Here is an 18,963-nt window from a genome sequence, read left to right on the forward strand (position 1 = left end):
AAGAAGCGTTCATTACGGCCGCGCTGCTTGACCATTCTTGGCGAAAAACATACGGATCCTTGGGCGATCTCTACCTCAAGCAACCTTTAGCGTTCTCAGCAGCCACCCCATAACCCCGACGGGATGGCACACACGAAGGAGAAGATCCCCTTGGCTCCCCGAATCCCCAAGAAGACTCTTGCTCTCGCCACCGCCAGCGTCGCCGTCACCGCCCTCTGCGTGGTCGCACCGAACATCACGGCATCCGCGTCCTCCCCCGCCGCTGCCCCCGCCAGCAGCGCGAGCGAACGGATGTCCAGCTTCGAGAAGTTCGAGGCCTCGACCTACCGCGACATCGACGGTCAGTGGATCGTCAACGGTGACGAGGCCATCCGCACCCGCACGGAGCTGCGAGCCTTCTACAACATGTTGGTGGGCAAGAGCCCCACCAAGTCAGGGCAGAAGCTCATCGTCAACCAGGTCAACGGCGAGGACGACGTCTGGACCTCGTCCCAGGTCGGCAACCTGACCTACTGCGTCAGCACCCGGTTCGGGTCCAACCACTCCCGCATCGTGGAAGCCATGCGCGCCGGTACGGCACAGTGGGAGCAGGCCTCCGGAGCCATCAACTTCCGGTACGTCTCGGATCAGGACGGCTCCTGCAACACCCGGAACTACAAGGTCACCTTCTCGGTGGAGCCCGCCAGTTACAGCGCGCCTTACATCGCCCGGGCCTTCTTCCCGAGCTCACCCAAGTACTCGCGCAACATCCTGGTGAACACCTCCTCCATCTTCGGAGGACGCGCACCGGCCGCGAACGTCATGGCCCACGAGCTCGGCCACGTGCTGGGTCTGCGCCACGAGCACACCCGCCCCGAGGCCAGGACCTGCTTCGAGGACGACAACTGGCGTCCGCTGACCCCGTACGACTCGTCGTCGATCATGCACTACCCGCAGTGCAATGGCACCTCGAGCGACCTGTCCATGACGAGGACCGATGTCACCGGTATCCAGGAGCTCTACGGCAGCTGACCGAGCCTCCCCACTCACCAGGGAATGCTCGACGACGGGGTCGGACCGACAGGTCCGGCCCCGTCCGCGTCCGCCGGGCCGCCCGGGGCGACGACCGACACAGGTCAGGGTCGGGCGTGCCCCCGGGTCCAGTAGCCGCAGTAGAAGATGTGGCGACGGTCCATCCCCGCATTCCGTAACATCCGGCGGGTCTTCCTGACCATCGTGCCTTCACCGCAGATCCACGCGCTGCGGAAGCCGCTCAACGGCGTCGTCGCCAGGACGGGTTCGATCGCCGCGCCGGGCACCCGGATCCCTCGCCGGTGGATCTCCACCGGGAAGGGCATCGTCGGCATCGGTGCGGCGTAGTCGTCGTCGGGGATCTCTACATAGGCCTGCACCGATTCGGCCTCGGGCAGGCCCGTCAGGCTCTCCCCGATCGCGCAGAGCGCGGGCAGCGAGCTCTCGTCCGCGATCAGGATCTGCGGCTCGTCGGGACGAGGTGGGCGGTAGCCACCGCCGGACAGGCGTACTCCGACCTGGTCCCCGACCTGCACGGTGGCGGCCCATGTCCGTCCGGGGCCGTGGGGTTCCCCGTAGAGCAGCACCTCGAGGTCGAGTTCCAGGACCTCGGGCCGGTAAGCCCGTATCGTGTACCACCGCAGTTCGGGGCGGGTCTGTTCGGGCATCTCCCGGACGGCCTTGCGGATGTCGAAGACGTCGGACGGGGGCAGCGAGAGGCTTTCCCCGCGGGGCAGGAAGAAGCCGGCGAACTCGTCCGGAGCGACCGGGGAGAACCCGTTCAGCGCGGGCCCGCTCAGGGTGATCCTGCGGACGGCCGGTGCCACGTCGGTGATCGCACCGACCTCGAGGACCAGATGGGGGCTGTTCTCCCGCCTGATCGGAGCGCTCATGGCCACCTTGGAACAGGTGTCGACGAGACCCCGCAGGATCCGCTCGGAGGTGGTCGGCATCCCGGCTCCTTCCGGTTGAACATCACTAAGGCAAGGCTTACCTTTAAGGTAAAGATACTGAGGGCATGAGTGGCGGGTACGGCCTGACCCGCCAGACGTACCCGTGATTCTGCCGCACCCGTGAAAGGCCACCGTGCCCGCCCTCGACAGCGCGTCGCCCGCCTCCTCGTACCTCGGCCGTCCGCTCCTGTTCCACCTGGGCACCGTCTGCTTCGCCCTACCGCTCCTCCACCTGTGGCATGCCCGCGGAGCGCTCCCCGCGCTCCTGTTCGGTCTGCCGGCCGTGCTCGCGCTCTGGGCCGCACCGCGGCTACGACCGCTGCCCCACCGCCGCGACACCGACCCGCCCCGCAGCGGACGACGGCCCGGCCTGCTCGACATCCCTCGTCGGCCCGTGTTCCTCCCGGCCCGAATCGCCCTCACCTCCGCAGGCGCAGCACTGCTCGTACTCGCCGTCCGATCCGGGACGCCACTGCCCGCGGTCCTCGGCTCCGTCGCCGCCCTGGCCGGCTGGTTCGCCATCACCCGGGTCGCCCCGGTCGCCGTCACCGCGCTCACCGCTCGGCGTGCCCTGCTGCTGTCCGCCGTGCTCGGCTCCGTCGCCCTGCTGGCGGCGCTCCCCCTGGCCCGCGGCGCCTCCGGACCGGCCACCGGGTCGGCCCTGGCCGTAGGTCTGCTCGGCATCGGTCTGGTCTCCGCGGTCCTCGACAGCGTCGACCAGGCAGCGCGTGCCGAGGCCCCGTCCACGCAGGGGCTCCCGGCCGGAACGACCGATCTCCTCGTCCTGGGCGTCACCTTGGCCTGTGCCGTCCTCTCCGCGCACGGGATGACCACCGGCCAGCCGACCGAACGTCTCCAGGAGCTCGCATTGGCCCTGCTCGGAGCCACCGTCGCCGCCGCCTGGTGCGCCCCTCCGACCGTCGATCTCGGATCCGCCTCCCGGACGGAGAGCGTTCGTTCCGATGCCGTCGACGACGACACACCCTGATATTCGTATGACGTCCGACCCCGGCTGAGTCGTCTGAAACCTCCTGCGCCAGTATCGTCGTGGCGTGAACGAACTCGGCTGGTCGACGCAGCTCATCGCTCTGCTCATCGGCCTGATCGTCGTTGCGGCGCTCTTCTTCTCCGCGGGAGTGCTCCTCACCCAGCGTAGACAGGCCGGCAGGGCCCTGTCGCACCCGGACTCCGCCGAGGACGAGGCCGGGGAGAAAGGCGCCCGACCGATCGCGGCCGTCGTGATCAACCCGTCGAAGTTCACTGAGCCGGCAAAGGTCAGAGCCACTATCAGCCGGGTCTGCCAGGAGGAAGGCTGGGCACTGCCGCTCTTCTACGAGACTTCGAAGGAGGACACCGGCACCGGGCAGACCCGCGAGGCTCTCGCCCGCGAGGTCGACCTGGTCTGCGCGCTCGGCGGCGACGGGACCGTCCGGGCGGTCGCTGCCGGGCTGATCGGATCGGACACCCCCTTGGGTGTGCTCCCCGGTGGCACGGGCAATCTCCTGGCCCGCAATCTCGCCCTGCCTCTCGACAATCTCTCTGCAGCACTACGGGTGGCCCTCACCGGTGAGAATCGGGCCATCGACGTCGGAGTCGTCAACATCGACATCCCCGAGGACGCTCAGACCGAACCCCAGGACCACTATTTCCTGGTGATGGCCGGGGTGGGCTTCGACGCCGATGTCGTGGCCCAGGCTCCCGAGGATCTCAAGGCGCATGTCGGGTGGGCCGCCTATCTCGTCTCCGGCGCGAAGAATCTCGGCGGGCACCGGTTCGCCGCCACCCTCGTCTTCGACGAGGAGGAGAGCAGCCACCGACGGGTCCGGTCGGTGATCATCGGGAACTGCGGGCGGTTGCAGGGCGGTGTGGAGCTCCTTCCCGACGCGGAGGTGGACGACGGCGCCCTCGACGCGGTGGTCCTCTCCCCCAAAGGTCTCGTCGGTTGGGCCGGTGTCGGTGTGCGGCTGCTGACGAAGCAGCGCAAAGGGCATCCGATGGTCGAACACCGCCGATGCACGACCATGTCCATCACCCTCGACCACCCCCAGGAAGTCCAGTTGGACGGCGACCCCATCGGCCCCGGGCTGGTGTTGACGGTGGCGGTACGCCAGCACGCGCTCCTCATCCGCACCACGACCGGGAGTCCTACATGAGTGGTTCACCGCCTCCTGCGCCCCTACCCGCAGAGACGGAGCGGTCCGATGACGACCGACCTGGGCCGGGCGTCCGGCAGCGGAGACGGCAGGAATGGACCGAACTGGCCAGGACGGTCCCTCACCGTCTCCTGATCGCTGTCGTCGTCGCCTGCGGGACCTGTCTCCCGGCGGCGGTGATCGCGGTCGCTGTCGTCCTCGATTGGACGCCGATGGTCTCCTGGGACGAAGACGTCGTCCGCGCCGCTACTGATGTCTCCCGCGGCAACCGGCCGATGATCCTGCTCTTGCTGTTGTGGAAGGACATCTCGGCTCCGACGAATGTCTATCTGTTGAGCGCGCCGGCCCTGGTGTGGGCGTGGCGGAGCAGTTACCGGCATCGCACCCTGTGGGCGTGCGCCACCATGTATGTCGGTTCGCAGGTCGGGCCGACGGTGAAGGAGATCGTGGCCCGTCCTCGGCCGGATTTCTCCGGGATCGCCCATTGGGCTCCCGGTTTCTCCTTCCCCTCCGGGCATGTCTTCCACGCGACGTTGATGTTCTGCACCGTGCTGGTGCTGGTGTGGCCGCTGCTTTCCGGACGTCCGCAGTGGATCCGGGGGAGCGTCGTCGTCGTGGCGGTGCTCTTCTGTGCGGCCACAGCGTTGAACCGGCTCTATCTGGGGGTCCATTTCCCCAGTGATGTGCTCGCGGGTCTTCTCCTGGCCGGTGGTCTCACCCTGGCGGCCTGGGTAGGACTGCGTCACCGTCCAGCTCCACAGCGGACGATCTGACGCAGCAGGTCAAGCCGTAAGGTCGGTCTCTTTCTCTTCGCCGTCGTAACGGCGAAGAGAACAGATCGGACGACCTCTCGGCGACCTCCGCCGAGGTGAGACGTGGGTCAGCGGGTCGTGCTCGTGCGACGCGAAGGCCTCTGATTGTCAAGTAGTGGATTGGTCCAGGGCTACTTCACAACGTGCGCTCCCTCGCATCAAGCAGATATCGCCGACAGAATCTGTCACAGATTCCCAAGGCATAACAGCAGTTACTTCCCTCGTGGATCACCCCTTTCGTCCTGGCAAAAAGTTCACATCGGAATTTTTCAGTTCCGACGAGGAGTGATGCCATACCCTTCCAGGTAGCAGTTATCAGTGCCGTCACAGTTCTCGGCCGTGATGAGCTTCAGGTCCAAGGCCGGCTTGAAGCCAAGTTCCACACCTTCCAGGCTCAAACCCAGGCGGCCTTCCCGATAATTTCTACTTGCTCCCGAACCGACCCCTACAAGATAGTTTCCATACATAAGGGATTCTCCGGAGACAGGCGCTCCATGCTCAGGGGCGTCGACAGAGAAGGAATGGAGAAATTCACTCAAACTCTGGGGAGTCTCCTTCTTAAAAATCTCCTTAACCTCTGACTGATACCATCTAGCGTTACCGTCTCGAACGACCTTCAGGCCAACCTCGGGTTTTCGAGTTCCCAGCACCGGCCAAACTGTCGTGCCGTTATGACCAGCGATATACCCAGTTTTCAAGACCTGAGCATTGGTTTGCCCAGTTCTTTCCAACTTACCCCACACCTGACCCAAATGCGCAGGGTCATTCTGGAAAACATAATCGACACTGAAGCTCCAGCCGCTGTTTACATATTTATTCCTAGTTAAGATTGGGAGCTTCTCGCCAACCTTAACCCTTTGGCTACAGTTTGATCCCAAATAATACAGAACATCCCCATTTTCCTTTTTAAACGCAGGACCTAGGATGCACGGCTCATACTCTCCATTAACTTGGACAGATGACCCAGTCCCGATCCATTCTTGCTTTGCCTTGTCGATAGTGGATATCCATTTGGGTGCGACACCTTCGTCAACTTTCGGCTGGGCTGCAAGAGCGGACTGGGGAAGGAACACGTATCCTGCGACCAGTGCGAAGATCGCAATCTTCTTTTTATTCAACACGGAAAAGAATCCTTCGAGAGTGACGAGACGGCAACTACCGCTTTCTAGGGGGAAGAGGTATTCGATCTCGATTGGGTCGTTTGATCGCCTGGATAAAAGCAGGAAGCAAGGCAGACGCATGATGATGCGGCTCAGCCAATGGATAGGTCGCTTGAAAGCCAAAATATTGTGACCGCTAACAGCGCAACAAATGGGCTGACTACGATTTACTCGCCCATCGGACGATCCGGGACGATACCTTCCGCAGCCAAGTAATCTTCTTTCCCAAGGACCAGAGAAATTCCATTTGGCGGCTCAAATCCAAGACCTATGCTCTCGACCTTCATGGCAAGGCCATATTTATCCCTCACCTGCCCCACCCCCACACCCACGAGTGAATTGCCCTCCATGACGGCTTCTCCGTGATTCAGGTATCCCGGACTCTCTCTTGCGAAAGAGAATGTGCCGGTCAAGTCCATAGGCCCTTCACCTAAATTATTTACTTTGTCCACAGAGCCTTCATACCATTTTCCTTTCCATCCTCGAACAACCTTGAGTCCTACACTCGGATCTTTAGTCCCGGTGATAGGCCAAACCTTCTTACCATCAGGATCAGCGATATAACCGCTCTGGAGCACTTGCGCTCTAGTTTGACCGGGCTTATTGGATGGAACTAACTTGCCCCACCCTTGACTCAAATGGGCCACATCACCCTCAAACTTCTTCACAATCTCTAGATCCCACCCGCTTTCTGTGTAAGAACGCAGGGTTTCGACAGGAAATCTATCCCCTTTATTTGCCGAATTTCCATCCGACTTCTTTAGGCAGGAAGGGCCGAGATAATAGATGAAATCGCTTGTTTCTTTATCTTTAAAGACAGGGCTCAAATGACAAGAAGTCCCGACAATAGTAGACCCAGGCCCTACCCACGAGTACCCTTCTTGCATCGTCGAAGTCCATGCAGGCGCCGGGGGTGATCCAACCCCTTGCTCGCCCTGAACAACATGCGGACTAGCGGGAATGACTGCGCCAAGGGCAGCGATGGCGGCCGTCGCAAGCAGAATTTGCATCTCACACTCCAGAAATTGCAAAAAAACAGTAGAATCGACTTAGGTTTGATTACTTTCCATTTATATATGAGTAAATCAAGCCTCACTTTCTCGGCCGGGGCGATTTGGGGGCGCTTACACCTATCCACCTGGGAGGTGGCATACCTTCTCTTTCTTTTTCACATGAAAATCCCGATGAAGAAGAAGGGGCTTTTCTGCCCGTAGATAGGGAATTCTCTTGAAGTGGGTGAGAAGCGCAAAGCAGGACCTGGTGATCAGTGTTCTGCGGGGGCAGTAGCAATCTGGACGCCTCATGCGCTGGCGTCCTCACTGACTTAGCAGTTGGCCTAGGTCACTTCTTGCTACTGGGCTGCGCGGTTATGCGCCACCATGCATGTGCCCGCGATACGGCCAGGTGTAGGTCGTTAGCTTCCTGGCAAGTCGACGGGCATCCTGAAATCATCGACGACATAACCGCGCGGAAGAATTTGCGCTGTCGGCACCTTGTCTGATGCTCGGTCCAGCCTTCCCCACGCTTGACTGAGATGAGCAACATCTTCCTCGATGACGTCGGAGACAACCAGTTCCCATCCACTCTCCCTGCCTGATATCAAAGCGCAAATAGGCAGCTTATCCCCGGGTTTCAACCTCGTAATACTTTGATTATTTCCATCAACGATACGATTCAGGCGCCCCGAAGGAAGATAATAGAACACATCATTTTTGGCATGACATCACCTTGAGCATTTGACGCCAAACGCGCACCTTCAGATACAGGCGAATAGGCGTGCGCTCCTCCTGAAATTAGCGCAAGGCTCGCAGCTGCGACCGCAGTGAATCCCAGCGTTAGTTTTTTTGTGCACACGTGACTCTCCCCGAGACGCTCAGGCTGTAGGTAGCTGCTGCATCTCAGACGAGCTGGAAACCCAATCTTCTTCTGCCGCAGCAGGATGCACACTAACAGGATCATATTGGATCTAGCAAAATAGTATATGTGAACGCCTTTATGGGGTGAAAATTACCTTTTGCACCCACGCCCGAGGTGATCCATGGCCCAAGAGCTGCTCGCACACACCGTCAGAAGAGCAATCAACAGCGAGACCCCCGAAACCAACCATCTGCAGCACATTGATCGCCCTGTCCGGTGCACACCACCATGTATGTCGACTGGCAGATCGAGCCGACAATGAAAGAGATCGTGGCCCGGCCCCGGAGCCACGAGCAGATCAGGGTCATCGGTTGCTCGACGCCCACCTGAAGAAACGGGCAGCCAGAGCGACGAAGATCAGGCCGGACGATCCGCCGGCGACCTCCACCGAGGTGAAACGAGCGGCCAGCAGGAAGCACGCGTCCTGGAGGGTCGGATCACACTCGGAAAGCACCTGATTCTCCTCCAGGCCAGGGTTCCCTACCAGGGCCCGGGCGATGGCCAGTCGACTTTTTCTATCCGCCGGACAGCGTCGGAAAGGGGGGTTTCCGTTTCTTCTCCAATCCGAATTTACGTAACAGATAGTCGACATCGAGTGGGTTTTGGTAGAGGGAGGCGAAGAAACGGAGGGATGCTTCGACCTGCACAGCGGGTTACAGGTTGAATTCCTGCCCTAAAACCTGCCACATAGCCGACGGTGACCGCCCCGACAAGGGGACGGCCACCGTCGTACGCACCGTCGAACAGCCGACGTCAGCTCCCCGCCACCGCAGCCAGATCCTGCTCGGGCGTGGTCGTCCCGCGCAGCCCGAAGGAGGAGACCAGGACCTCGAAGACCTCCGGGGACACGAAAGCAGGCAGCGTCGGACCCAGGTAGATGTTCTTCACGCCCAAGGAGAGCAGCGACAGCAGCACACAGACCGCCTTCTGCTCGTACCAGGAGAGCATCAAGGTCAACGGCAGGTCGTTGATGCTGCACTCGAACACCTCGGCCAGCGCCGACGCCACCTTCACCGCGGAATAGGCGTCATTGCACTGCCCCATGTCCATGATCCGCGGGAACGGCCCGATGTTGCCCAGGTCGAGGTCGTTGAAACGGTACTTCCCGCAGGCCAGGGTCAGCACCAGACTGTCCGCCGGAGTCTGCTCCACCAGGTGGGTGTAGTAGTCACGCCCCGGCTCACGACCGTCGCACCCGCCGACGAGATAGATGTGCTTGAGCGCCCCGTCCTTGATGGCCGCGACGACCTGGTCCGCAGCAGCCAGCACCGCCCCGTGCCCGAAACCGGTGGTGAGAGTGGACCCACCGTTGATGCCGCTGAAGTGGTGACGCTCGGACCAACCGCCGAGCTCCTTCGCCCGGGCGATGACCGGGGAGAAGTCCTTCCACCCGTTCTCGTCCGCGGGGATATGAGCGACACCGGGGTACTCGACGACCGAGGTCGTGAAGATATTCGACTGGTAGGTCCAGCGGGGCGGCATCAAGCAGTTCGTGGTGAACAGGAAAGCCCCGGGGACATTCTTGAACTCCTTCTGCTGGTTCTGCCAGGCGGTGCCGAAATTGCCCTTCAGGACGGAGTACTTCTTCAACTCCGGGTAGGCGTGACCGGGGAGCATCTCGCCGTGGGTGTACACGTCGACCCCGGCCTCCTGGCACTGCTCCAGGAGCATCTTCATGTCGTGCAGGTCGTGCCCGGTGACCACGACGAAGGGGCCGGGCTCGACGTCCATCGTGACGCTGGTGGGCTCCGGGGTGCCATAGCTGGCGGTGTTCGCCCGGTCGAGCAGCTCCATGCAGGCGAAGTTGGCCAGGCCGAAATCATGGAGGAGCCCGAGCCACCCCTCGACGTCGTGGTGGCCGGCGGCCTCGGCGAGCCCGTGGACGAGCCACCGGTCGACCTTGCCGTCGCGGTAACCCAGGACGTACGCGTGATGGGCGTAGGCGGCCATGCCGCGCAGGCCGAGGATGAGCAGGCTCCGGCAGGACCCCTCGACTCCGCCCTCCCCGAAGATGGCACGGTGGTCGGCCAGCGCGGGCAGGGTGCGCTCCGGGCAGGGGTCGAAGGAGCGGCGGGCGCTGTCGACGCGGGCGGCGAAACCGGCGGAGGCCTCCGGCCCGAAGCTGACATTGGTGATCGTGGTGAACAGGGCCTCCATGATCAGCACGATCTCGTCCTCGGTGGCGGAGTCGGCCCCGCCTTCCCGTTCGGCGATCGCGGCAGCCAGACGGAGGGTCTCATAGGTGAGTTCGTCCTGGGCCTCGGCCGCTGCGGGGCTCTTCCCACAGATGCCTTTGGTGACGCATCCGGTGCCGTGGGCGGTCTGTTCGCACTGGTAGCAGAACATGCTGGTCAAGTCGGTCGCCATGGCTTCTTCCTTTTAATGATGGCGGGCGTTGCGGGGCGCCACGCACTTTGTGACCCATATATGGGCAGTGTCACCAGCGACGCTATGCTTTCGACATACAGATTGTCTGTTGCCGCGGCAACACTCTTCGTTAATTTACAGGAATTCAGGCCTCGATGTGGCCGGGAGACCCGATGACGCCCATGACGCCCCGCACAGGTCACCGCAGCCCGCACATGACCCTCGCCGACAGGTCGGTCTTCCTGACCTCACGACTCTCCACCGGGCTACACCCCCAAGACCTCGCACAGATGCTCGACGACGGCTACGCCCGGATCACCGCCTGGCCGACCGGAAGCATCCCCGCCTACGAAGGAAACCCTCAACACCATTTCTTCGTGCTGCTCGCCGGACGGATCGACGTCACCCACCACCACGCCGACGGACGCACCCAGATCCTCGACGTGATCACCCCCGGGAAGGTCTGCGGAGCCGTCACCGCCTGCCTCCCCACCCCCCGCTGGCCGGCCGACATCCACGTCGCCGAAGCAGCCCGCGCCCTGCTCATCGACCCCGCCGCCCTGCTCACCGACGAAGCCGCCACCCGGGCCCCCGGCGACCTCGCCCGGCTGAGACTCCTGCAGAATCTCACCCGCATACTCGCCGGACGTGCCCGCCACCTGCACACCCGCATCGGGGTGATCACCGCGCCCAGCCTGCGCGGCAAGATCTCCGCCTACCTCCTCCAACAACCCCGAGGACGCGACGGGAAGATCCAGCTCACGGTGACCCGCCAGGAGATGGCCGACATCCTGGTGGCCTCACGGGCCTCGATGATCCGCGAGATGAGCCGGATGGTCTCCGACGGGCTGATCACCACCCGAGGACGCCAGATCGTCCTGCACGACCTGGCCGCGCTCCACGACGCCGCCGGCCACTGACACCGCCCCGCGTCCCCGGGCGACAACCTCAACGCAAGGTCAACTGCCTGCTCAACAAGCCGTTCTTCGCCCGACGCTCCTCCACGGACAACGGGCCGTCCTCCGCCAACGCCCGGGCGAGATCCCCGGCCAACCGCTCCATCGGCCCCTCATAGGCCGAGGCGTCCAACGAAGGATCCAGATCCCACACCGGACAGAGCAGCCCACCCGCGCGGAAAGCACCCAGCAGGCGGGTGCCCTCACCCAACAGATCCGCACCCCGCGCATGCAGACGAGCCAAGGCATTCGTCGCCGCGTCCTCGTCATAGGTCAACAACCAACGGATGTGCGTGCGCTCCCCGACCCGGCACCAATAGGCCGCGTCGACCCCGGACAGACGACGGGTCGGGATGATCGCCTCCTTCGCCTCGGCGAGAGAGGCCCGCCCGTCCGCCGGGAGATCCGCATCCGGCGCCACCCAGAAGTCGAAGTCGTCCCGCACCGTGACCTCGAAAGGCACGGACAGGTCCAACAGATCCTGCAGGCGCGGAGTGTCCGCCGTCGCCGACGGGAGATTCTCCACCGCACTGCCCGGCTCCGACGCCACCGCAGCCAGCAACGCCTGCGCCAGGTCACGCGAAGCATCCCCGCTGGCGTTCACCGTCTGCAGAGCCAGGAAGACCTCACCGTCGGTGCGCCGCAACGCCGGACAGGCCATCGGAAGGATCGTGCACACGGTCACCTGCCGGGGCGCACCGTCCGGGACGCCCGGCGCACCCGCCGCGAGCGCGACGGTCGCAGTGGCCGAGGGGACGATCTCCCGCAGGGCCACCCAGTCGGCTTCCCCGGGCAACCCGGCGAAAGGCCTGGCCACGTACGGGGCCGGGGCGGCCTTCACCGCCCGACCGTTTCTCTCGGCTTCCTGACGTTTCTTCCGCGATGCCTTGCCCATGCGGACAGCCTAACCAGCCCGGGGCGTCCGTCCGGGTCCGTCCGTCCGGGTCAGAGTCGACGCCGGCGGGAAGGCCCGCCCAGGGAGGCCCACACCGTGCGTCCGTTCTTGTCGTCCTGCACCCCCCATTCGTGGGCGAGGCTGCGGACGATCCTCAACCCGCGCCCGCTGTTCGCCCACGGCGAGGGCGGGACCGGGCGGATCGTGGTGGCGGCGCCGCCGTCGCTGACCTCCACCTCGACGGTGCCCCCCTTGACCTTCCAGCGGATGCGCACGCACCCGTCGCCCAAGGGTTTGGCATGTTTGACCGCGTTGGCGACCAGCTCGGAGGCGACCGTCTCGACCTCGCCGATGATCTCGACGTCGACGCCGCGGGCGGTCAGGTCCTCGTGCAGGATCTGACGGATCTGGGGGACCGACTCCACACCGTGCACGATGCGGACGCTGCGTTGCCCCTCGGTCTGCAGGCCTCCCGACGTCGTGCCCTCGTCCGCATCCGGGTCTGTTTCGACAGCCACTGCTCCGGGTTCGTCGCTCACCGTGAACCTCCTGATCATCCTTGACCTGTTCGTACCATCTGTCCTCACGCTAGCGAAGGCACCCGGACGATGCACGCCGGTTCACCGGGGGCGGCGGCCCGCCCCCGCACCGATCGCCAGGCCTAGGCTGGTGTCATGGATCTCGCCTCGTGGCAACTGCACCCCGGAGAACTCCCCAGCCCGCACATGGCCTACGGGAGGCAGGGCCACCTCGGGCTGGTCGTCCTGGACCGGCCCCGCGCCATCAACTCCCTCACCGTGGACATGGTCCGCTCGATGCGCGCCCAGCTCACCGCCTGGGCCCAGGACGAGCGGATACGGGCGGTGGCGCTCACCGGTGCCGGCGAGCGCGGTCTGTGCGCCGGGGGTGACGTGGTCGCCGTCCGTGCCGGGGTGCTCGCCGGGGGTGACGCCGCTGTCGAGGCGGTGGATTTCTTCGCGGTCGAGTACGAGGTGAATCGGCTGATCGCGCATTTCCCGAAGCCGTTCGTGTCGCTGATCGAAGGCGTCACGATGGGTGGTGGTGTCGGTCTGGCCTGTCAGGGCAATGTTCGGCTGGTCGACCCTGAATCGCGGATCGCCATGCCGGAGACCATCATCGGTTTCTTCCCCGATGTGGGTGCCCGTCATCTCCTGGCCCGGTGCCCGGGGCAGTTGGGCGCCCATCTGGCGATGACCGGGTGTACGGTGCGCGGTGCCGACGCGGTGCGGCTGGGGTTGGCCGATGCGGTCGTCGCCGCCGCCGACTTCCCTGCCGTCCTGGCGGCCTATGCGGCCGGGGAGGAGCCTTCGCCGGCCGAACTGGGCGATGTCGCCCCGGCGAGTGCGCTGGTCGATGGGCGGGGGTGGGTGGACGAGTGTTATGCGGGGGACGACCCGGTTGCGGTGCTCGAGCGGTTGGCCGGCCACGACGACGAAGCTGCCCGGGCCGCGGCGGGGACGATCGTCGAGCGTTCGCCCTTCGCGGTCGCTCTCGCCTTGGCTTCCGTGCGGCAGGCCGAGGGCATGTCCGGGATCGACGAGGTGCTCGAGTCCGATCTGGCCATCGCCCGTGCGATCGTGCACGAACCGGACTTCCACGAAGGTGTGCGCGCCCAGTTGGTCGACAAGGATCGTCGTCCGCGCTGGCAGGATACTCATGTGAGCGACGTCGACCCGGCACATGTGCAGCAGGTCCTCCACGGTGAGAGGCCCCGAGATGAATGACCGGTCGACGGCGGTGGCACCGGTCGACCGTCTCGACTTCGACGCCCTGTACACCGGCGACTCCGACCCGTGGGAGGTCGGTAGCAGCTGGTACGAGCAGCGCAAGATCGATGTCGTCCTGGCCTGTCTGCGGCGTGCCCGTTACCGGCAGGCGTGGGACGCCGGCTGTGGCACCGGTCATCTGGCGGCCCGGCTGGCCGACCGGTGCGAGCAGGTGAGTGCCACCGACGCCTCGCCGGTCGCCGCCGCATTGGCCGCGGCCCGTACGGAGGACATGCCACGGGTCGGTTGCGGGGTCTCCGTCCTGCCCGAGTGTCCTGGGTTCGAGAGGGCGCCGGACCTGATCGTGCTCTCCGAGGTCCTCTACTACCTGGACGGGGACGACCGGCGGGCCACCTACGACATGGTCGACCGGGTCGCCGCACCGGACGGGGATGTCGTCGGAGTGCACTGGTGGCCGCAGGACGAGGCCTACCAGGTGCCGGGCGTGCAGGCGCACCGTGAGCTCGGTGAGGCGTTGACGGGTCGAGGTTGGTCCCGGGTCGTCACCCACACCGATGAGGAATTCCTCGTGGCCGTCTGGTCCAGGTCGCTGCCGGAACAGGTCGGTCGTTGATGTCCGGGCCGGTCGCGCGTTTCCTCGACCTGTGGTTGGACGCCCATGACGTGGCCGTCGTGGGGAGGTTCTGGGCCTCCGTCCTGGGGATGTCCTCCCGGGCCACCGAGGACGGCGCGGTGCGTCTGTCCGGGGATCACGCCTGGGATGCGCTGTGGATCCGCCCGGTGGGCCCTGAGGCCACCGAATGCTGTGTGCACGTGGATGTCTCCACCCGGCAGATCAATACCTTCCTGGATCTCGGTGCGGAGGTCGTCGATGCCTCCTCCTTCCCGTGGGTGGTGTTGCGCGGCCCCGAGGAGGCGGAGATCTGCGCCTTCCCGCAGGAGCCCGGGTCGAGTCATCACATCATCGACCTGGTGATGGACACCCCCGACCCGGTGGTCGCCGCCCAATGGTGGGGGGACGTGCTCGGCACGGGGTACCACGCCTCCGAGGACGGCGACTACGCCTGGGTGGAGCCCGTCCCGGGGGCGCCCTTCCAGTCGATCGTGTACGCCCGCCAGGAAGTCCCCTGCCCAGTGTCCTCCCGCAAGTTACGGCCGCGGCTGGCCACCCACGACCTCGGCGCCCTCTTCTCCCGCGGCGCCACCCGCATGCCCGTCGCCCGCGACGGCGAAATCCTGCTCACCGACCCCTGCGGCAACGAGTTCTTCATCGAGGAGACCGAACTGGTGGTCCGCCCGGACGACGAGTGAGCTCCGCCCCTCGACGGCGACCCGCTCCCCCTCCGACGGCCCGCCCGGCAGAGGCAGGGCAAGGACGCGGGCGCCGACGGCCCGGAGCCACCGACGCCCGCGTCACCTCGGTCATCCGACCGGATTGCCTCCGGCCTTCGTCCCCGGCACGTGCCCGAACCGGTGCATGGTGCGGCTGATCGCCTGCTCGCGCAGCATCACCAGCAGTTCGCGTCGACCCGTGGCCAACACCGGACCGGTGAACAAGGTGACCTGTTCGCCGGAAAGATCACGCACCAGATCCGGGGCCTCACCGATCAGACGCACCCGGCCCTCGACCCGGCCGTCCGCGACCCGCGCCCGGAACTGCGCGTCCGTCTCGGCCCGGTCCACGTACTCGTTCAACACCCGCAGCGCCGCACTCGTCTCGACGTCCTTGCCGTCCAGGGCTTTCAACGCCGAGGAGGTCTGCGGGTCGAAACTGATCCGCACCCGGGTGCCGATGGCGATACCCCCGAGGACCACGCGCAACAGTTCCACGACCTTGCATCCGGGGGTCGTCCGTACCCACACCAGCGGGTAGGGCCGGTAACGGAAGACATTGGTCTCGACCACCAGCGCCGAGTCGTCGACCTCCCGCCCGAACTCGGTCTCCACGGCGTAGGCGTCCGAACCGATCGCCGCCCGCAACCAGGTGCGATCGGCCCGCTCGGTCAGCAGAGGAAGCAGACTGTGGGTCCGAGTGCGCACCGCCAGGCTCGGATCGGCCAACCGTTGCGGGGTACCGGTGGGATGCCAGGTGCCCAACTGGGCGACATAGTTGGGTCCGCCGGCCTTGGCGCCCGGCCCCATCACCGACTGCTTCCACCCGCCGAAGCTCTGTCGGCGGACGATCGCGCCGGTGATATGCCGGTTGACATAGGCGTTGCCCACGTCGACCCGCTCGGTCCACCGGTCGATCTCCTTCTCGTCGAGGCTGTGCAACCCACCGGTCAGACCGAAGGAGGTCGCATTCTGCAGCTCGATGGCCTCGTCGAGATCGCGGGCCGTCATCAGGCCCAGCACCGGACCGAAGACCTCGGTCAGGTGGAAGAAGGACCCCGGACGCACCCCTTCTTTCAGACCGGGCGACCACAGGCGTCCGCTGTCGTCCAGGCGGCGAGGCTCCACCAGCCAGCTTTCACCCGGTTCCAAGGTGGTCAGCGCGCGCAGCAGTTTGCCCTCGGGCGGTTCGATGACCGGTCCCATCGTGGTGCTCAGGTCCTGCGGGTAGCCCACCCGCAGCGAGGAGACCGCGTCGATCAGCTGCCGGCGGAAACGTTCGGAGGTCGCTACCGAGCCCACCAGGATCGCCAAGGAGGCGGCGGAGCATTTCTGCCCGGCGTGCCCGAAGGCCGAACGGACCAGGTCGGCCACTGCCAGGTCGAGATCAGCTGCCGGAGTGACCACCAGGGCGTTCTTCCCGGAGGTCTCCCCGTAGACCCGCGGTCCTGCCGGGAGTTCGGTCCGCCAGGAGGTGAACATCTGCCCGGTCTCGCTGGATCCGGTCAGGATGACCGTCTCCACGTCGGGGTGGGAGATCAGTGTGCGGCCCACGGCGCGGTCTGCGGCGCGGACCACCTGCAGGGCGTCCCGTGGGACGCCGGCCTCGTAGAGGGCTTCGACGCCGACCTCCACGCAGCCGACCGTGGGATGAGCCGGTTTGATGACCACTGCGGATCCGGCGGCCAGCCCGGCCAGTACGCCGCCCAACGGGATCGCCACCGGGAAGTTCCACGGCGGGGTGACCAGGACGACCTTCCCCGGGGTGAAGGAGGCGCCGTCGACGGCCGCTCCCGCTTCCAGGTCCAGGGCCCGGTCGGCGTAGTAACGGGCGAAGTCGATGGCTTCGGAGACTTCCGGGTCGGCTTCGGCGACGGTCTTGCCGCCTTCGGCGGCCATCACGGTGACCAGTCGACCGCGGCGGCTCTCCAACCGGCGGGCCGCTTCGCGCAGCACGGCGGCCCGGTCGCCGGCGCTCCGGGCACCCCAGGCGGTCTGGGCGGACACTGCCCGGGAGATCGTCTCCGCCACGTCGTCGGTGGATCCCAGCACCCGGCTGGTCAGTGGCGGCGGGGTGTCGTCCAGGACTGCTCGCGCCCATGACCGGGTCGCGGGCAGCGAGGGGTCGGAGTCGGGGGTGTTCTCGAATCCGTCGGTGATCTCAGGACGTTCGGGGGTGCGGCGGGCGCCGGTGTGGACGTCCAGGGCGAGTTCGACCGATTCGCGGAAGCGTCTTTCCTGGTCGTCCATCGGCCGTTCGCCGCCGTTGTGGCCGGGCACGGAGAACAGGGCGTGCAGGAAGTTCTCCTCGGTGGCGTTCTCCTCGAGGCGCCGGATCAGGTAGCTGACGGCGACGTCGAAGTCCTCGGGGGCGACGACGGGGGTGTAGAGCAGGACGGTGCCGACGTCGGCTTTCACGGCGCGGGACTGGGCCGGGGCCATGCCCTGGAGCATCTCGACGTCGAGGGCGTGTCCGACGCCGCGGTCGGTGGCGAGCAGGTGTGCGAGGGCGACGTCGAAGAGGTTGTGGCTGGCGACGCCGAGCCGGACGGCGTCGACGACGTCCGGGCGCAGTGCCCGTTCGATGCACCGCAGGTAGTTGGCGTCCACATCGGCCTTCGTGGTGTACGGGGCCTGTTTCCAGCCGTGGATGAGCGCTTCGACCTGTTCCATGGCCAGGTTGGCGCCTTTGACGAGGCGGATCTTGATGGGTGCGCCGCCGCGGGCACGCCGTTGACGGGACCAGGCGATGAGCCGTTCCATCGCGGGGAGTGCATCGGGCAGGTAGGCCTGGAGCACGATCCCGGCTTCGAGGTCGAGGAATTCGTCCTCGTCGAGCAGTCGGGTGAACAGTTCGATGGTCAGGTCGAGGTCGCGGTACTCCTCCATGTCGAGGTTGACGAAGGAGGCGGGGATCTTGGAGTTGGCGACCCGGTAGAGGGGGCGTAGCCGTTCGATGCAGCGTTCGACGGTGCCTTCGGTGTCCCAGGTGGAGATCTGGGAGACCAGGGAGCTGATCTTGATGGAGACGTAGTCGATGTCCTCCCTGCGGAGCAGGTCGGTGGTGCGGCGGGTGCGTCCGGCGGCTTCGTTCTCACCGAGGACGGCTTCGCCGAGCAGGTTGATGTTCTGTCGGAAACCTTGGGCTCGTTGGGCTGCGAGGTGTTCGCCGAGTTGGGGGTCGCGGGCGTCGACGACGAGGTGGCCGATGATCTGGCGGAGTCGCCATCGGGCGACCGGGACGACCAGCGGCGGTGCCAGGGGCGCGGCGACGGTGCCCATGGCGAGCAGGCCGAGGTCGACCTTGCCCAGGAATCCGGCGGCGTCCTTCGGGGAGATGCGGGAGAGGTCGCGGGCTGCGACATAGGGGTCTTCGGGGCGGGCGACTCGGTCGACGAAGGTGACGGCCAGGTCGAGGCCGGTCTCGTCGCGGACGAGGGAGGCCAGTTGGGTGGTGGTGGCGCGCTCCGCGGGAGTTTGTCCTTCCTCCGTGGCGGCGTACCACCGTTTCGCGAGAGCAACAGACTCCTCGACATATGGCGCGAGGGCCTGCGGACCGGACTGGGCCACAGAAACGGAAGGGTGCGTCATGCCCGCAAGTATCGTGACCGTCGGCCTGTCGTGTCCGCCGAATGAGGGGGTGAATTTAAGTGTTCTTG

Annotated in this window: 16 protein-coding genes; 8 read left to right on the top strand and 8 right to left on the bottom strand. The window is 65.4% G+C overall.

The window, feature by feature from the left end:
- Nucleotides 1–123 precede the first annotated feature (123 nt).
- Nucleotides 124–1,011, top strand: a complete 888-nt coding sequence (locus AUCHE_RS11170; protein ID WP_006503412.1) for a matrixin family metalloprotease — start codon at nt 124–126, stop codon at nt 1,009–1,011.
- A 104-nt stretch (nt 1,012–1,115) separates the two neighbouring features.
- Here the strand turns inward: AUCHE_RS11170 and AUCHE_RS16990 are convergent, their stop codons facing one another.
- On the bottom strand, nt 1,116–1,964 hold the full coding sequence (locus AUCHE_RS16990; RefSeq protein ID WP_006503413.1) for a siderophore-interacting protein: 849 nt from the start codon (nt 1,962–1,964) through the stop codon (nt 1,116–1,118).
- 133 nt (nt 1,965–2,097) lie between these two features.
- Between AUCHE_RS16990 and AUCHE_RS16995 the strand changes: the two genes are divergently transcribed.
- The 3 genes from AUCHE_RS16995 to AUCHE_RS11190 all read left to right on the top strand — a co-directional run bounded on the left by AUCHE_RS16995 (nt 2,098) and on the right by AUCHE_RS11190 (nt 4,890).
- A complete protein-coding gene (locus AUCHE_RS16995) occupies nt 2,098–2,952 on the top strand; it encodes a hypothetical protein (protein WP_006503414.1) in 855 nt (284 codons plus the stop codon).
- Nucleotides 2,953–3,016: 64 nt separating this feature from the next.
- Nucleotides 3,017–4,117 carry a diacylglycerol/lipid kinase family protein gene (locus AUCHE_RS11185; protein WP_006503415.1) on the top strand — a complete coding sequence of 367 codons (1,101 nt, stop codon included), beginning with the start codon at nt 3,017–3,019 and terminating at the stop codon, nt 4,115–4,117.
- A complete protein-coding gene (locus tag AUCHE_RS11190; RefSeq protein ID WP_052024895.1) occupies nt 4,114–4,890 on the top strand; it encodes a phosphatase PAP2 family protein in 777 nt (258 codons plus the stop codon). The genes AUCHE_RS11185 and AUCHE_RS11190 overlap by 4 nt, the downstream gene beginning before the upstream one ends.
- A 308-nt stretch (nt 4,891–5,198) precedes the next feature.
- Here AUCHE_RS11190 and AUCHE_RS16710 read toward each other — a convergent pair whose 3' ends face one another.
- The 4 genes from AUCHE_RS16710 to hcp all read right to left on the bottom strand — a co-directional run bounded on the left by AUCHE_RS16710 (nt 5,199) and on the right by hcp (nt 10,373).
- Complete coding sequence (locus AUCHE_RS16710) at nt 5,199–6,050, bottom strand: hypothetical protein (protein ID WP_006503417.1); 852 nt, start codon at nt 6,048–6,050, stop codon at nt 5,199–5,201.
- Nucleotides 6,051–6,256: 206 nt separating this feature from the next.
- On the bottom strand, nt 6,257–7,099 hold the full coding sequence (locus AUCHE_RS16715; protein WP_143115152.1) for a hypothetical protein: 843 nt from the start codon (nt 7,097–7,099) through the stop codon (nt 6,257–6,259).
- 1,211 nt (nt 7,100–8,310) lie between these two features.
- Nucleotides 8,311–8,460 carry a hypothetical protein gene (locus AUCHE_RS16720; protein WP_155889057.1) on the bottom strand — a complete coding sequence of 50 codons (150 nt, stop codon included), beginning with the start codon at nt 8,458–8,460 and terminating at the stop codon, nt 8,311–8,313.
- A gap of 299 nt (nt 8,461–8,759) precedes the next feature.
- Nucleotides 8,760–10,373, bottom strand: a complete 1,614-nt coding sequence (gene hcp, locus AUCHE_RS11205) for a hydroxylamine reductase (RefSeq protein WP_006503419.1) — start codon at nt 10,371–10,373, stop codon at nt 8,760–8,762.
- Between the two features lie 173 nt (nt 10,374–10,546).
- Between hcp and AUCHE_RS15810 the strand changes: the two genes are divergently transcribed.
- On the top strand, nt 10,547–11,293 hold the full coding sequence (locus AUCHE_RS15810; RefSeq protein WP_162137252.1) for a Crp/Fnr family transcriptional regulator: 747 nt from the start codon (nt 10,547–10,549) through the stop codon (nt 11,291–11,293).
- A gap of 28 nt (nt 11,294–11,321) precedes the next feature.
- On the opposite strand, the gene AUCHE_RS11215 is transcribed toward AUCHE_RS15810, so the two are convergent.
- Nucleotides 11,322–12,224, bottom strand: a complete 903-nt coding sequence (locus AUCHE_RS11215; RefSeq protein ID WP_006503421.1) for a DUF5926 family protein — start codon at nt 12,222–12,224, stop codon at nt 11,322–11,324.
- Nucleotides 12,225–12,274: 50 nt separating this feature from the next.
- Complete coding sequence (locus tag AUCHE_RS11220; protein ID WP_006503422.1) at nt 12,275–12,763, bottom strand: ATP-binding protein; 489 nt, start codon at nt 12,761–12,763, stop codon at nt 12,275–12,277.
- Between the two features lie 135 nt (nt 12,764–12,898).
- Here AUCHE_RS11220 and AUCHE_RS11225 point away from each other — a divergent pair, with 135 nt between their 5' ends.
- Genes AUCHE_RS11225 through AUCHE_RS11235 form a run of 3 tightly spaced genes read left to right on the top strand, consistent with a single transcriptional unit; the run spans nt 12,899 to nt 15,283 of the window.
- Nucleotides 12,899–13,969, top strand: a complete 1,071-nt coding sequence (locus tag AUCHE_RS11225) for an enoyl-CoA hydratase/isomerase family protein (RefSeq protein WP_006503423.1) — start codon at nt 12,899–12,901, stop codon at nt 13,967–13,969.
- A complete protein-coding gene (locus AUCHE_RS11230; RefSeq protein WP_006503424.1) occupies nt 13,962–14,585 on the top strand; it encodes an SAM-dependent methyltransferase in 624 nt (207 codons plus the stop codon). The genes AUCHE_RS11225 and AUCHE_RS11230 overlap by 8 nt, the downstream gene beginning before the upstream one ends.
- Nucleotides 14,585–15,283 carry a VOC family protein gene (locus tag AUCHE_RS11235; protein ID WP_006503425.1) on the top strand — a complete coding sequence of 233 codons (699 nt, stop codon included), beginning with the start codon at nt 14,585–14,587 and terminating at the stop codon, nt 15,281–15,283. The genes AUCHE_RS11230 and AUCHE_RS11235 overlap by 1 nt, the downstream gene beginning before the upstream one ends.
- Nucleotides 15,284–15,394: 111 nt before the next feature.
- Here AUCHE_RS11235 and AUCHE_RS11240 read toward each other — a convergent pair whose 3' ends face one another.
- Nucleotides 15,395–18,895, bottom strand: coding sequence for a proline dehydrogenase family protein (locus tag AUCHE_RS11240; protein ID WP_006503426.1), 3,501 nt, complete (start codon nt 18,893–18,895; stop codon nt 15,395–15,397).
- Between the last annotated feature and the right edge of the window lie 68 nt (nt 18,896–18,963).

It is taken from the genome of Austwickia chelonae NBRC 105200, from assembly GCF_000298175.1.
Lineage (GTDB): Bacteria > Actinomycetota > Actinomycetes > Actinomycetales > Dermatophilaceae > Austwickia > Austwickia chelonae.